The sequence below is a fragment of the Pseudomonas sp. P20 genome (assembly GCF_016463925.1).
Taxonomy (GTDB): domain Bacteria; phylum Pseudomonadota; class Gammaproteobacteria; order Pseudomonadales; family Pseudomonadaceae; genus Pseudomonas; species Pseudomonas aeruginosa.
Window position 1 is genome coordinate 1 of sequence record NZ_JAEMVM010000007.1, and the last position, 15,212, is coordinate 15,212.

The window sequence follows — 15,212 nt, forward strand, 5'->3', positions numbered from 1 at the left end:
CCGGCATATCGCCTGGGCACTTTCAACGACAAGGAACGTATCCATGGCAACCCCCGCCTACATGTCCATCACCGGCACCAAGCAGGGCCTGATCACCGCCGGCGCCTTCACCGAGGATTCGGTCGGCAACACCTACCAGGAAGGCCACGAGGACCAGGTGATGGTCCAGGGCTTCAACCACGAAGTGATCATCCCGCGCGACCCGCAGTCCGGCCAGCCGACCGGCCAGCGCGTGCACAAGCCGGTGGTCATCACCAAGGTCTTCGACAAGGCCTCGCCCCTGCTGCTGGCCGCCCTGACCTCCGGCGAGCGCCTGACCAAGGTCGAGATCCAGTGGTACCGCACCTCCGCCGCCGGCACCCAGGAGCACTACTACACCACCGTCCTGGAAGACGCGATCATCGTCGACATCAAGGACTACATGCACAACTGCCAGGACCCGGGCAACGCCCACTTCACCCACCTGGAAGACGTGCACTTCACCTACCGCAAGATCACCTGGACCCACGAAGTCTCCGGCACCTCCGGCTCCGACGACTGGCGCTCCCCGGTCGCCGGCTGAGCCGCGACCGCCGCACGCGGCCAGCCTCGCTGGCCGTCGTGCCCTCGATGACCCATAGCGCCGTGGCCAGGAAAGCCCGCGCCGGGTCGATGCCGCTTTGTTTGTTGTAGGCAGCTTCCGATCGAGCCTGCGCGCCCTTGTCTCGCCCGCGCCAGGCAGGACAATCGAATCGGTCGCCTGCGCCAGTGAGGGACAACGGATGTTCGCAGCAGCCAACCAGACCCATTTCAGCCTCGCCATCGACGGCCTCGCCCTCGACCTGCAGGTGCTCTCCTTCAGCGGCCGCGAAGCCATCAGCCAGCCGTTCGCCTTCGACCTGGAGCTGGTCGGCGAACGCCCCGTGCCGGACCTCGAAAGCCTGCTGCACAAACCCGCCTTCCTTACCCTCGGGCCCGCCGGCAACGGTATCCACGGCCTGGTGCGCAGCGCCGGACAGGGCGACTCGGGCAAGCGCCTGACCCGCTACCGCATCACCCTCGTCCCGCAACTGGCCTACCTCGCCCAGCGCACCAACCAGCGCATCTTCCAGCACCTCACGGTGCCGCAGATCGTCGGTCGGGTGCTGGAGGAACACGGCATCCTCGCCGACGCCTACCGCTTCCAGCTCGGCACCCGCTACCCCGAGCGCGAATACTGCGTGCAGTACGACGAGAGCGACCTGCAGTTCGTCCAGCGCCTGTGCTGCGAGGAGGGCATCCATTTTCATTTCCAGCACAGCGCCACGGCGCACCTGCTGGTATTCGGCGACGACCAGACGGTGTTCCCGCGGCTCGCGCCGGTGGCCTACCAGCAGGACTCCGGCCTGGTCGCCGACCGGCCGGCGGTCAAGCGCTTCGGCGTACGCCTGGAAACCCGCACCAGCCGCGTCACCCGCCGCGACTACGACTTCGAGAAACCGCGCCTGACGCTGGAAAGCACCGCCCGCGGCGAAGCCCGGCCGGACCTCGAGGACTACGACTATCCCGGTCGCTTCGTCGACCGCGAGCGCGGCAAGCACCTGGCCAGGCGCGCCCTCGAACGGCAGCGCAGCGACTACCGCCTGGCCGAGGGCCGCAGCGACCAACCGTTGCTGCTCAGCGGCCACTTCCTGCCGCTGGCCGCCCATCCCCAGGCGGGCTGGAACGACCTCTGGCTGCTCACCGAGGTGATTCACGAGGGGCGGCAGCCTCAGGTGCTGGAGGAAAGCATCGTCTCCGATGCCTCGGCGAGCCCGGACGACTTCCGGCAGGGTTACCGCAACCGCTTCCAGGCCACGCCCTGGGAGGCGTTCTTCCGTCCCCCACCGACGCCGCCGAAGCCGCGCATCCTCGGCACGCAGAGCGCGGTGGTGACCGGCCCGAAGGGTGAGGAAATCCACTGCGACCGCTACGGTCGGTTGAAGGTGCAATTCCACTGGGATCGCGAGGGCCAGGCCGACGACAGCAGCAGTTGCTGGTTACGCGTTGCCTCCGGCTGGGCGGGAAGGAACTACGGCGCCATCGCCATCCCGCGGGTCGGCATGGAGGTACTGGTGACCTTCCTCGAAGGCGATCCCGACCAGCCGCTGGTCACCGGCTGCCTGTTCCACAGGGAACATCCGGTGCCCTACGAACTGCCGGGGCACAAGACCCGCAGCGTCTTCAAGAGCCTCAGCAGTCCTGGCGGCGGTGGCTACAACGAGCTGCGCATCGAGGACCGCAAGGGCCAGGAGCAGATCTTCGTCCATGCCCAGCGCGACTGGGACGAAAACATCGAGCACGACCAGAAGATCCGCGTCGGTCACCAACGCCACGACACCGTGCAGGCGAATAGCTACAGCGAGTTCAAGGCCGAGGAACACCGCACCACCCACGCCGAGCGCAAGGTGGAGGTCCGCGCCAGCGACCACCTCACCGTAGCCAACGACCAGCACCTGAAGATCGCCAGCGGCCAGTTCGTCGAGGCCGGCCAGGAGATCCACCTGAGCAGCGGTCTGAAGGTGGTGCTGGAGGCCGGCGCCGAACTGACCCTCAAGGGCGGCGGCAGCTTCCTCAAGCTCGACGCCAGCGGCGTGACCCTCTCCGGGGCCAACGTCCGGGTCAACTCCGGCGGCAGCCCGGGCAACGGCAGCGGCGCGGCGCCGCTGTTGCCGGGGCCGCCGCTCGACGCGGATGCGGCGACAGCGGGCCAGGTACTGGACAACCCGGCGCGTAGCCGTCCCGAGCGGAAGGGGCCGGAACAATTGATCGTCGATGTCTGGGGAGACCCGGCGCAAGGAAGCCAGGTCGTACTGTTGCCACCGGAGAGCGAGGCATGAGCGGATTCCAGGACCAGAGTATCGACGAAGGCGTGCGCAAGCGCACCGCCTACCAGAACGATCGGCGTGCACGACTGGCATTGAACGTCGAGCGACAGGACGGCGGTATCCTGCAGATTCCGGTGGCCAGCGATATGCTCGGCCATGAGGAGCACGAGCGTATCCAGCAGAACACCTTCCTGGCTGTGATGCCGCTGGTCCGCCTGCCAACGCTGGGCAAGGCCGGTTATGGCGACCAGCTGCCCGCCGGCGCGCTACCGCGGGCGGGACGGATCTACCTGTTCCAGGACGGCAAGTTGTGGCGCGAACTGGAATGTGATGGCAAGGGCAACCTGTTCGAAGTCGATCTCCTGCAGGGGCGCAGCCAGCGTGCGGACAAGCGTCCGGCCGTAGGCAAGACACAAGCGCTGATCCTGGTGCCGGTGCTGGTCAAGGGGCAGTTCGTGATCCCACGCTACACCATGGCCTATAGCGAAACTCCCTGGCCTTGGTCGTACATCGACTGGCTGGAGGAGGACCCGCAGCGGGTCAACCGGCGCTGCCAGCAGATGGCGTCCGCTTGGAACGCCTCGGTGGCCAACCAGCACTGGAAAGCCTCCATCCATCAACCCGCGCTGGTCATTGATCATCACGCCCAGGGTTTGCGACCTCGCGACTTCAACGTCGAGAGCGCGCTGGAAGACCCGGCGGAATTCACACCTGCGTTCGCCGCCTTTCGCGAAGAGTCGCTGGTGTGCCAGTTGCAGCGACGCCAGCAGGAATTGGCGCCCCTGCTGAAGCAGGCTCCGCCCTCTGCGCTACCTACTCTGGAAGCCGGAGAGGACGTACTGGAAACCCTCAAGCTGCGTGGCCATCCCAACCTCATCGGGCTGATGCTCGACGACTCGCTGTTCGCCTTGCGCCACGCTGCGGCGCAGGCGCGCCACTGCGCCGCCTACTTGCGCAGCCTCAATGCACTGCTGCCGCACCGTCCCAACGGACGCTATGCACAGGTGCTGAGCAACATGCTCGACGGCCCGCTCGCCAAGCTCAGGGGCGAGGTCGATCAGGCCGAACTGGACGAGGCGATCTTCGCCGAGGAGCGACAGTCTTGCCGAATCCACCTGACGCAGCAGGTCGAGCATCTGGTTGCCCTGCTGGAAGGCCCCTTGCACCCGGTGTTGCAGGACTGGACCTACCAGTGCGACGAAGCCCTGCTGGAGCCCTACAGCCTGATGAGCGAGGCACTGGCTGCGCTGAACCAGCTTCCCGACCGCTGCGACGCACTGTACAGCGGTACCGCCTACCGGGCGCTGGCGGCACATGTCGAGCGGGTGGTCAGCACGGTTCTGCAGGCAAGCCACCCGCTTGGCGCCATGCTCCTGGCCAAGGACGAAGGACAACTTCCCGAGCCGGTTCGGCGCCTGCAGGCGCTGCGCGATAGCCCGGGGACGCCGGACCCCGACGCAATGGGCCTCAGCACGCTGATGCTGGGAGCCAGTCTGCTGGGCGAGGTCGACCAGCCCAGCGCCGGCAAGAGCCTCGCCTACTTCCTCGGCGACCTGCTGGACGTGTTCGGCGCCAGCGTAGTCGAGCAACTCGGCCGGCTGTCCCAGGGTGCCACCCAGATCCAGCTCGACCGCTTGTTCGCACCGACCTTCAATACTCTGAGCGCCCTCTCGGTGAAGATGAAAGGTATCCGCCTGCTGCCCGACAGTCAGGTGCCGCTCGACATGGTTGTCGTCGGCGTGCGCGGAGCCGGCCTGCGCAACGGTCTGACCGAGGTCGAGCGCCAGGAGCTGAGGCGCAAGAGCTATCGGCGCGCCATCGTTCAGGACGGTGCCGGCAATCCCCTGGCCGGCACCAGTCCCCGCGACACCGGCATGAGTCGCGCCAACCTGCGCAACGTCATGGTGGTGGCGGTACCCAAGGATCACCCGGACCTGCTTGCCTACACGAAATTCCGTACGCAGTTAGGCACGTTGACCCAGGTGATGGAGAACACTCGCATCGTGCCGACGATGATGCTGGGGTTTGCGATTTATAACTTGAATGTGCAGGTGCAGGCATACAGTGGCTTTGTAGACAGTGGAGAAAAGCACAGAGGGACGATCGGGGCTATCGGTGCAGTAATCGATTTAACAGCCGCTGGAGGAAGCCATGCAAAGCTGCTTTTCGGACCATCTACTGCAAAGTATCTAGAAACCCCACGTATATCGGTAGCCCAAATATCCCCTCGATGGGCCAGGAATCTAGAAGTTCAAACAGGCAGCCCTAAGTTAGGGTTGCTACGTGGGCTTGGTGGCGCAGCCACACTATTCGGTGCAGGCATCAGTGTATGGGATGGCTACCGAGCTTTGAGGCAGGGAGATAGCGATGCGGCTGCGGCCTACGGTGTGGCCGCAGTGGGTGGGGGCCTTTGGGGTGCCTACGTCCTAGGATGGATAGTAAACCCTTATGCTTTGCTGGCTGGTGCGGTTTTGGCGATCGGAGGCACTGTGGTCGCTAATCTACTGACTGACAGCGATGCGGAAACCATCGTCAAGAAAGGCCCCTTCGGCCGGCAATTCGCCGAGGCTGGCCTGCTCGATTCGCTGATGGGCCAGGACCAGCGCTTCGCCCATCTGAAAGACCCGCAAACGGCCTATCGCCAATTGCTGGGAGTCCTCGGCCATCCGCGGGTCTTTGTCCATCGCCTGGAAGACTGGCGCAAATTGGCGCCGGCGGCGCATCGATCTGTCTTGCAGGAAGCGGAACGGGGTCGCCAAGCGGTCAGCCGCACTGCGCTATCCTGCATCGACCCCAAGTTGCAGGCGCTGGAGGCAAACGATTGGGCCGTGGTGCTGAGTTCCCCGCTCCTGGCCATGTTCGAGAATGGCCAGAAGGCGTTCCGCCTGGTGGCCCAGGAGTTTCTCAGCAGCTTGCCGATCGATCCGGGCACCCTGTTCGGCGTCAAGCGCTACCATCGGGTCCCCGCGGGCCCCGCCAAGCTCGAAGCCTTGCCGTTGGATGCTGCCAGCGTGCTCTATGTGCTGCCGGCCAGCCTGCCGATTCCGCAGTTGTCTCCTCGGGCCCGCTATAGCATGCGCATGACCCAGGGTTTGAAGATCAGCGCACAGTTCGAACTCAATGCCGACCAGCCTGAGCAGCGGCTTGTCCTGCCTCAACCCAGCCCGAAGAGTTGGAGTGCATTCACATCCGCCAATCGGTACCTTCCCCCGGACGACTTGGGCCCCCATGCTGCGCCACCTTATTGGTTGATAGAGAACAGTGAGTTCAACGTATGACTGTACACATGGATGCCACGTACTCAGCCAGTGCTTATCGCAGTGAAGTCAACGACTCTTTACCGCCGCCAAGGTGGAAGGAGGAGTCTAACCGTAATGGTATTTTTGACACCCATCTTGCCTTTGGGAACTATGCCAATCTAGATCCGGAAATGGAGATTGTAGGGCAGCTTTCGATCGGGACTGAGGATAAGTCAGAGGTTGGAGGTGCTGAGGCATATTGCAACTCTATGCGTTGGCAGTTCCAGAACTCTAGCAGAATTCCTTATATAATATTCACGCTTAGGATGCTGTGCTATTTTTTTGTATGGATTGCTTTGGGAATTGGCATAATGGGAGAAGCCACCGGAGAGTGGAGGAGGGACATACAGCAACTCTACACCTTGGTTTGCTCATTCTTTGTGGTGGCTGTTTCAGTAATATCCATGGTGGCCTTTCTTTCGAATAAAAAATATCTTCACGTTATTCAGATGTCGGGTTTTTTATTTTCAATCCCATTGGCTTTGTACCAGTATGGAACAATATTTGGAACCAATGGTTTGCAAATAGCAATTTGGATAGGCGTAGCTACTTATTTTATGGGTGCAGTCGGCTTCAGCGCCATCCTTTGGCTCTACAGCAAAGTCTTCAAGCAAGATGGCAGTGAATTCAATCGCCTGGACGGCATGCTCCGCTTCAAGCGTCGCTTCCGCCGCCTGTTCGTCGCTCCCTTCGACGAGTTCGATCCGGTGCTGCAATTGCTGCCCAGTGGCTACGGCAGCCACGACTATGCGCTCTGGTTGCATCACCGCTATACCGACAACAAGGTCTGTCTGGCCACCCGCGTCCACTCCCTCGGTCTCGACAAGGTCAATGCCCTGGCCTTCTGGGACTGCCTGCAACGCTACATGGACGTGACCCAGCCGTTGCCCGACCTGCCGGTCCTGGAGCCGAGCCGCCCCTTAGATCCGGTCACCGCCGAGCATGATCGGCATACCGGACGCGATCCCCATTACTGGCGCCAGCGCACCTACCAGGGCTGGCCAGCCAAGGAGCGCAAGGAGCTGGACCGACGCCTGCATGAGTATCCCTGGCAACAGCAGCCCTGCATCGTCAGGGCGCGCATCGATCCCGGGCTAAGCATCGAAGCCTATTACCGGCGCCAGGAAGCCAAGGGCATTTTTGCCACGCCCAGGGCCGATGATTTCAATGATGAGCACTGATGCTGAGTTATTCCGCCATTGCGACCGGTTAGCGAAGAAGGACTTTCACTAGAGTGGCTGTCGATCTACAAGGGCGTTCCTGTCCCGCCGTGCGATCAAGTCTCGGGTAGGACAGGGAGATCTGCCGGGCACTGGGCGCGACTTCAGCGCTGTGCCAGCAGTTTTCTGCCGCGGGCGACGGCGGCACGGACCTGGTTCGGCGCGGTGCCGCCGATATGGTCGCGGGCGTTGACCGAGCCTTCCAGGGTCAGCACGTCGAAGACGTCGGCGTCGATCTGCTCGCTGAAGCGGCGCAGTTCGTCGAGGCTCATCTCGGCGAGGTCCTTGCCGCTGTCTACGCCGTACTTCACTGCGTGGCCGACGATCTCGTGGCAGTCGCGGAACGGCAGGCCCTTGCGCACCAGGTAGTCCGCCAGGTCGGTGGCGGTGGAGAAACCGCGGCGTGCCGCCTCGCGCATGATCTCGCGCCGGGGCCGGATCGCCGGGACCATGTCGGCGAAGGCGCGCAGGCTATCGCGCAGGGTGTCGGCGGCGTCGAACAGCGGTTCCTTGTCTTCCTGGTTGTCCTTGTTGTAGGCCAGCGGCTGGCCCTTCATCAGGGTCAGCAAGCCGGTGAGGGCGCCGAACACCCGGCCGGACTTGCCGCGTACCAGCTCCGGCACGTCGGGGTTCTTCTTCTGCGGCATGATCGAGGAGCCGGTGCAGAAGCGGTCGGGCAGGTCGATGAACTGGAACTGCGCGCTGGTCCACAGCACCAGCTCTTCCGAGAAGCGCGACAGGTGCATCATCGCCAGGCTGGCGGCGGCGCAGAATTCGATGGCGAAGTCGCGGTCGGAGACGCCGTCCAGGGAGTTGCCGCCAACCGCGTCGAAGCCCAGCAACTGGCAGGTGATCTCGCGCTGGATCGGGTAGGTGGTGCCGGCCAGGGCCGCCGAGCCGAGCGGCATGCGGTTGACCCGCTTGCGGCAGTCGACCAGGCGCTCGTAGTCGCGGCCGAGCATCTCGAACCAGGCCAGCAGGTGGTGGCCGAAGGTCACCGGCTGGGCGGTCTGCAGGTGGGTGAAACCGGGCATGATGGTGTCGGCTTCCGCTTCGGCCAGGCCCAGCAGGCCCTCCTGCAGGCGGGTGATCTCGGCGAGGATGGTGTCGATCTCGTCGCGTAGCCAGAGGCGGATGTCGGTGGCCACCTGGTCGTTGCGCGAGCGGCCGGTGTGGAGCTTCTTGCCGGTGACGCCGATGCGGTCGGTCAGGCGCGCCTCGATGTTCATGTGTACGTCTTCCAGGTCGACGCGCCAGTCGAAGCTGCCGGCTTCGATTTCCGCCTGGATCTGTTGCAGGCCGTCGACGATCGCATCGCGCTCGGCGTCGCTCAGCACGCCGACCTTGGCCAGCATCGTGGCGTGGGCGATGGAACCCATGATGTCGTGGCGGTAGAGACGCTTGTCGAAGTCGACGGAGGCGGTGAAACGGGCGACGAAGGCGTCGACGGGCTCGCTGAAGCGGCCGCCCCAGGACTGGTTGGTCTTCTCTACGCTCATGGTATCTCTCGCTGCAACAAGAAACGGACAGGCCGCGCGGCCTGCGTGACGGGCAAAGTGCGACGATGATAGCAGGCCGGGAGAAAAAACCGGCGGCTCGTCGACGAAGCCGGAACGAGCGCTGTTTCGCGGTTTTTTGCGGCAGATGGCATTTCGGTGCTTTATTTCGCCCGTACGCCCGCGGCTGTCTTGCGGGCGCCCCGGGCCTTGCGGAAACTCTGTCGATGCCTATCCGATTCAAGCCCGGCCGCTCGACCCGGCCGGCCGTCCAAGACGACTTCTTCATTCCCGAGCTCTGCGAAGCCGAAGCCCTGTTCACCCTGGTGCTGCTGGCGGAGCTGCTGGTGCTGGTGCTGGTGCTGGCGGAACCGATGACGCCGAGCTTCAACTGGGTGCGCCTGGCCCTGGCGTCGCTGTTCGTGCAGTGGATCGTACTGCTCTCGGCGGCGCTGTTCTGCCGCCTGCGGCCATTGCTCGCGCGCCTGCCGGTGGCGCTGGCGGGGAGTGCCTGCTGCCTGTTGGTGGTGGCCCTCACCCTGGGCTGCACGGCGGTCGCCGAGCACTATCAGCTGGGCGGAGAACTGACGCGTGCCGGCGAGGTCAATCTGTATCTGCGGCACGCGCTGATCGCGCTGATCATGTCCGCCCTGGTGCTGCGCTACTTTTACCTGCAGAGCCAGTGGCGCCGGCAGCAGCAGGCCGAGTTGCAGGCGCGCCTGGAATCGCTGCAGGCGCGGATTCGCCCGCACTTCCTGTTCAACAGCCTGAACAGCATCGCCAGCCTGATCGAGCTGGACCCGCTGAAGGCCGAGCATGCGGTGCTGGACCTGTCCGACCTGTTCCGGGCCAGCCTGGCGAAGCCCGGCACTTTAGTTTCCTGGGAGGAGGAACTGGCGCTGGCAAGGCGCTATCTTTCCATTGAGCAGTATCGTCTTGGCGATCGCCTGCAACTGGACTGGCAGGTGCACGGGGTGCCGGCCAACCTGCCGATCCCCCAACTGACCTTGCAGCCGCTGCTGGAAAATGCGCTTATCTATGGCATCCAGCCGCGGGTCGAAGGTGGCTTGGTGCAGGTCGAGGCGGTTTATCGTGAAGGAGTGTTCCAGCTATGTGTGAGCAACCCCTACGACGAGGCGCTCGAGTCGCCCCCGTCGAAAGGCACGCGACAGGCGTTACACAATATCGATGCACGACTTGGGGCACTTTTCGGGCCTAAAGCGAGTCTCAGCGTCGAGCGCCGTGACGGACGGCACTACACCTGTCTACGCTATCCATGTGCGCGACTCATGCAGGAAGCCTGAGCTTATGAATGTCCTGATTGTCGATGACGAACCTCTGGCGCGAGAGCGCCTGGCCCGATTGGTAGGGCAACTGGACGGCTATCGCGTCCTCGAGCCCTCGGCCAGCAATGGCGAAGAAGCGCTGACGCTGATCGACAGCCTCAAGCCCGATATCGTCCTGCTGGATATCCGCATGCCCGGTCTGGACGGCCTCCAGGTCGCGGCCAGACTCTGCGAGCGGGAAGCGCCGCCGGCTGTGATCTTCTGCACGGCCCATGACGAATTCGCCCTGGAAGCCTTCCAGGTCAGCGCCGTGGGCTACCTGGTCAAGCCGGTGCGCAGCGAAGACCTGGCCGAGGCGTTGAAGAAAGCCTCGCGACCGAACCGCGTGCAACTGGCCGCGCTGACCAAGCCCCCGGCCTCCGGCGGCAGCGGTCCGCGCAGCCACATCAGTGCACGGACCCGCAAGGGGATCGAGCTGATCCCGCTGGAAGAGGTGATCTTCTTCATTGCCGACCACAAGTACGTGACCTTGCGCCATGCGCAGGGCGAGGTGCTGCTGGACGAGCCGTTGAAGGCGCTGGAAGACGAGTTCGGCGAGCGCTTCGTGCGCATCCACCGCAACGCGCTGGTCGCCCGCGAACGGATCGAACGCCTGCAGCGTACGCCGCTGGGGCATTTCCAGCTCTACCTGAAAGGCCTCGACGGCGATGCGCTGACCGTCAGCCGGCGGCACGTGGCCGGGGTCAGGCGTCTGATGCATCAGCTCTGACGGCGGTCGGCGGTTCGCCAGCGACCCGGGTGCGGCTATCGGGCCCAGCGTCCGCGCACTCGGGTTCGAACTGTTATCATGGGCGCATCCCTGTGCACGGAATATCCCATGTCGTCCCGCGAAATCCGCATCGCCACTCGCCAGAGCGCCCTCGCCTTGTGGCAGGCCGAATACGTCAAGGCGCGCCTGGAGCAGGCGCATCCCGGCTTGACCGTCACCCTGCTGCCGATGACCAGTCGCGGCGACAAGCTGCTCGACGCACCGCTGGCGAAGATCGGCGGCAAGGGCCTGTTCGTCAAGGAACTGGAAACCGCCCTGCTCGAAGGCGCCGCCGACATCGCGGTGCATTCGATGAAGGACGTGCCGATGGACTTTCCCGAGGGGCTCGGCCTCTACACCATCTGCGAGCGCGAAGACCCGCGTGACGCTTTCGTCTCGAACACCTACGCCAGCCTCGAGCAACTGCCCGCCGGCAGCGTGGTCGGCACCTCCAGCCTGCGCCGCCAGGCGCAGCTGCTGGCGCGCCGGCCGGACCTGCAGATCCGTTTCCTGCGAGGCAACGTCAATACCCGCCTGGCCAAGCTGGATGCCGGCGAATACGACGCGATCATCCTCGCCGCCGCCGGCCTGATCCGCCTCGGCTTCGAGTCGCGCATCCGCTCCTCGATCAGTGTCGACGACAGCCTGCCCGCCGGCGGACAAGGCGCCGTCGGCATCGAATGCCGTACGGCCGACAGCGACCTGCATGCCTTGCTGGAACCCTTGCACCATACCGACACGGCTCTGCGGGTCACTGCCGAGCGCGCGCTGAACAAGCGGCTCAACGGCGGTTGCCAGGTGCCGATCGCCTGCTACGCCATCCGCGAGGGCGACCAGCTGTGGCTGCGCGGCCTGGTCGGCCAGCCTGATGGCACCCAGTTGCTGCGCGCCGAGGGGCGGGCGCCACTGGCGGAAGCCGAGGCGCTGGGCGTGCGGGTGGCCGAGGACCTGCTGGAGCAGGGCGCCGAAGCGATTCTCGAAGCCGTCTACGGCGAGGCCGGACATCCGTGAGCGGCTGGCGGCTCCTGCTGACGCGCCCCGACGAGGAGTGCGCGGCCCTGGCCGCCCGCCTCGGCGAGGCGGGCGTCCATAGCAGCAGCCTGCCGCTGTTGGCGATCGATCCGCTGGAAGAAACCCCGGAGCAGCGTACGCTGATGCTCGACCTGGACCGCTACTGCGCGGTGGTGGTGGTCAGCAAGCCGGCGGCGCGCCTGGGGCTGGAGCGGCTCGACCGCTACTGGCCGCAGCCGCCGCAGCAGACCTGGTGCAGCGTCGGCGCGGCGACCGCGGCGATCCTCGAGGCCTACGGCCTCGACGTAACCTACCCTGAACAGGGCGACGACAGCGAAGCGTTGCTGGCGCTGCCGGCGTTCCAGGATTCCCTGCGCGTGCACGATCCGAAAGTGCTGATCATGCGCGGCGAAGGTGGCCGAGAATTCCTCGCCGAGCGCCTGCGCGGCCAAGGCGTGCAGGTGGACTACCTGCCACTCTACCGGCGCCGGGCTCCGGACTATCCGGCCGGAGAGCTGCTGGCAAGGGTGCGGGCGGAACGCCTGAACGGCCTGGTGGTCAGCAGTGGACAGGGTTTGCAAAATCTGTATCAGTTGGCGGCAGCCGATTGGCCCGAGATAGGCCGGTTGCCGCTGTTCGTACCCAGCCCGCGGGTCGCCGAGATGGCGCGCGAACTGGGTGCGCAACGGGTGATTGATTGCCGGGGCGCGAGCGCGCCGGCCTTGCTGGCGGCCCTGACGAGCGCCGCCTAGAACTTTCTTGACCAAAGGATGGACCTGTGAGCGAAGCAGTCACTCCCCAAGACGACGCAAGAACTTCCACTTCCACCCCTTCTCCCGTTGCACCCGATGCATCCAGGCGTTCCGGTACCGCCACCGGCCTGGCGTTGCTCGCCCTGCTGGTTGGCGTGGCGGGACTCGGCGCGGGTGGCTGGAGCTTCTGGCAGGTCCAGCAGTTGCAGGGCACCGAGCGCGACCAGCTGGCGCAGCTGGAAGATGCCCGTGGCAAGACCGAATCCCTGGCCCAGCGCAACCAGCAACTGGCTGCCCGCCTGGACGCTTTGCCTACCGCGGACGAACTGGAGGCCCGGCGACGCCTTGTGGTGGAGCTGCAGGGCGACCAGCAGCATCTCAGCGAGCAACTGAAGAAGGTCCTCGGCCAGAGCCGCCAGCAATGGCGACTGGCCGAGGCCGAACACCTGCTGCGCCTGGCCAGCCTGCGCCTGTCCGCCTTGCAGGACGTGGGCAGCGCCACCGAGCTGGTGCAGGGCGCCGATGACATCCTGCGCGCGCAGAACGATCCCGGCGCCTATGCCGCCCGCGCCAAGCTGGCGGCCAGCCTCGAGGCCCTGCGTGCGTTGCCGGAGCCGGACCGTACCGGGCTGTTCGTGCAACTGGCGGCGTTGCGCGAGCAGGTCAACCAGTTGCAACCGCTCACGCCGACCTTCAAGGAAGGCGAAAGCGGTGCCAGCAATGTCGCCTGGGGCGACGGCAACAGCACCTGGGAGCTGTGGTGGGAGAAGATCTCGCGCTACATCCGCATCGACTTCAATGCCGGCCAGGACATTCGTCCGCTGCTGGCCGGCGAGCAATTGGCGCAGGTGCGCCTGACCATCGGCCTGGCCCTGGAGCAAGCCCAGTGGGCGGCGCTGAATGGCAAGCAGGAAGTCTACGAGCAGGCGCTGAAGCAGGCCCAGGACGTGCTGGACGGCTATTTCAACGTAGAGCTGGCCGACAGCCGCGCGTTGAAGTTGCGTATCGATGAGTTGGCGAAGCAGCCGGTCACCGTGCAGGTCCCTGACCTCGCACCGGCCCTGAGCGCCCTGCAGTCCTACGTGTCGCGCCGCGAGGCCGCCGGCAACCTGGTGCCCGAGGCGCAGGCGGCTCCGGCCACGGAGGGCCGTCCATGAGACGCATCTACCTCCTGGTCCTGGCGGTGGTGCTGGTCGCCACGCTGGTTGGGCTGGCGATCTCCGAGCAGGCCGGCTATGTGCTGATCGCCTACAAGAGCTTCCGTTACGAATCCAGCCTGTGGTCGTTCCTCGCCCTGCTGGCGGTGGTCTGGCTGCTGGTGGTGCTGGTGCGCCTGGTCCTGCGCCTGCTCGGCAGCTCGGGGCGGGTGGTCAACCCCTGGTCGCGCTACAACCGCCGGCGTCGCGTGCAGATGGCCGAGCACAGCGGCCTGCGCGATCTCGGCGAAGGCAACTGGCCGCAGGCGCTGCGTCATTTGCGGCGGGCTGCGGAGATGGGCGAGCGGCCGCTGATGCATTACCTCGGCGCGGCGCGGGCCGCCAACGAACTCGAGCGCTACGACGAGGCCGACGACCTGCTGAACCGGGCTCGCGAGCGCGAGCCGGATGCCCAATTGCTGGTCGGCCTGACCCGTGCGCAACTGCTGATCAATCGCGGCGACTACCCGCAGGCACGCAATACCCTCGAAGAGCTGCACGGGCTCCAGCCGCAGCACCGCACGGTATTGCGGCTGATGCAGCAGCTGTACGTCACCCAGCACGACTGGCAGGCCCTTTGCGTCCTGCTGCCGGAGCTGCGCAAGGAGCGTGTGCTGAAGGATTCCGAACTGCGCGACCTCGAACGCCGTGCCTGGGTGGCTTCCTTGCAGGAAGCCGGCGAGCGTGGACTGAACGAGGGCGAGACGGCGTTGCAGCCGCTGACCCAGCGCTGGCAGAACGTGCCTTCGGCGCTGCGTGCAGACCCGGCGATCGTCGCGGGCTATGCCGCCCAACTGCTTCGCCTGGGCGCCGAGGAAGAGGCCGAAGAAGTCCTCCGCCATGCGCTCAAGCAAGGCTTCGACGCGACCCTGGTGCAACTCTACGGGCAGGTGCGCGGGCGCGATCCGGGCAAGCAATTGCAGGCCGCGGAAGGTTGGCTCAAGGAACATCCGAACGATCCCGGCCTGCTGCTGACCCTGGGGCGCCTGTGCCTGATCAACAAGCTCTGGGGCAAGGCCCGGGAATACCTGGAGGCCAGCCTGAGCTTCCAGCGCAGTGCCGAGACCTGCGCCGAGCTGGGCCGCCTGCTGGCGCAGCTCGGCGAGGTCGAGCGCAGCAACCAGTTGTTCCAGGAGGGCCTGGTCCTGCTCGATCGGCGTACTCCGGGGCTGCCCGTGGTGGTGGCGGGCATTTGAGCATGGGGAACGCCCCCGGCGTTCCCCGTTCGGCTCCATCGGCAGGACTGTGGCGGCTTGTCGCGGGCGCCCGGCATGATTCGGGATGTCTTGCCGCAGAGCGGACTTGCGGCTTGAAACGGC

The 15,212-nt window shown here is 65.3% G+C and carries 11 protein-coding genes; 10 read left to right on the top strand and 1 reads right to left on the bottom strand.

From position 1 onward, the window contains the following. Positions 1-43 precede the first annotated feature (43 nt). The 4 genes from JHD77_RS07480 (at position 44) to JHD77_RS07495 (ending at position 7,305) form a co-directional block, all read left to right on the top strand. Entirely contained in the window at positions 44-562 is a 519-nt protein-coding gene (locus tag JHD77_RS07480) for an Hcp family type VI secretion system effector (RefSeq protein WP_003083317.1), read from the top strand. 199 nt (positions 563-761) lie between these two features. Next, positions 762-2,837 carry a type VI secretion system Vgr family protein gene (locus tag JHD77_RS07485; RefSeq protein WP_031755294.1) on the top strand — a complete coding sequence of 692 codons (2,076 nt, stop codon included), beginning with the start codon at positions 762-764 and terminating at the stop codon, positions 2,835-2,837. Continuing rightward, the gene (locus JHD77_RS07490) at positions 2,834-6,103 is read left to right on the top strand and encodes a hypothetical protein (protein WP_023115812.1); all 3,270 of its coding nucleotides are present in this window, start codon (positions 2,834-2,836) and stop codon (positions 6,101-6,103) included. Before JHD77_RS07485 ends, JHD77_RS07490 begins: the two co-directional genes overlap by 4 nt. Before the next feature lie 578 nt (positions 6,104-6,681). Continuing rightward, positions 6,682-7,305 carry a hypothetical protein gene (locus tag JHD77_RS07495; protein ID WP_003099240.1) on the top strand — a complete coding sequence of 208 codons (624 nt, stop codon included), beginning with the start codon at positions 6,682-6,684 and terminating at the stop codon, positions 7,303-7,305. 143 nt (positions 7,306-7,448) lie between these two features. Here the strand turns inward: JHD77_RS07495 and argH are convergent, their stop codons facing one another. Continuing rightward, positions 7,449-8,843: an argininosuccinate lyase gene (gene argH / locus JHD77_RS07500; RefSeq protein ID WP_003114030.1), complete on the bottom strand. Its 1,395-nt coding sequence runs from the start codon at positions 8,841-8,843 to the stop codon at positions 7,449-7,451. 224 nt (positions 8,844-9,067) lie between these two features. Here argH and algZ point away from each other — a divergent pair, with 224 nt between their 5' ends. From algZ to JHD77_RS07530, 6 genes are all read left to right on the top strand, one after another. Then, a complete protein-coding gene (gene algZ, locus JHD77_RS07505) occupies positions 9,068-10,144 on the top strand; it encodes an alginate biosynthesis two-component system sensor histidine kinase AlgZ (protein ID WP_003096404.1) in 1,077 nt (358 codons plus the stop codon). Between the two features lie 4 nt (positions 10,145-10,148). Further along, positions 10,149-10,895: an alginate biosynthesis regulator AlgR gene (gene algR, locus JHD77_RS07510; protein ID WP_003096397.1), complete on the top strand. Its 747-nt coding sequence runs from the start codon at positions 10,149-10,151 to the stop codon at positions 10,893-10,895. Positions 10,896-11,003: 108 nt separating this feature from the next. Beyond that, positions 11,004-11,945 (top strand): hydroxymethylbilane synthase, encoded by a 942-nt coding sequence (hemC, locus tag JHD77_RS07515; RefSeq protein ID WP_003114031.1) that lies wholly within the window; start codon positions 11,004-11,006, stop codon positions 11,943-11,945. Continuing rightward, positions 11,942-12,697, top strand: a complete 756-nt coding sequence (locus tag JHD77_RS07520) for a uroporphyrinogen-III synthase (RefSeq protein ID WP_031755295.1) — start codon at positions 11,942-11,944, stop codon at positions 12,695-12,697. The genes hemC and JHD77_RS07520 overlap by 4 nt, the downstream gene beginning before the upstream one ends. Before the next feature lie 26 nt (positions 12,698-12,723). Then, the gene (locus tag JHD77_RS07525; RefSeq protein ID WP_003123705.1) at positions 12,724-13,854 is read left to right on the top strand and encodes a uroporphyrinogen-III C-methyltransferase; all 1,131 of its coding nucleotides are present in this window, start codon (positions 12,724-12,726) and stop codon (positions 13,852-13,854) included. After that, a complete protein-coding gene (locus JHD77_RS07530; protein ID WP_003096390.1) occupies positions 13,851-15,089 on the top strand; it encodes a heme biosynthesis protein HemY in 1,239 nt (412 codons plus the stop codon). Before JHD77_RS07525 ends, JHD77_RS07530 begins: the two co-directional genes overlap by 4 nt. Positions 15,090-15,212: the final 123 nt, after the last annotated feature.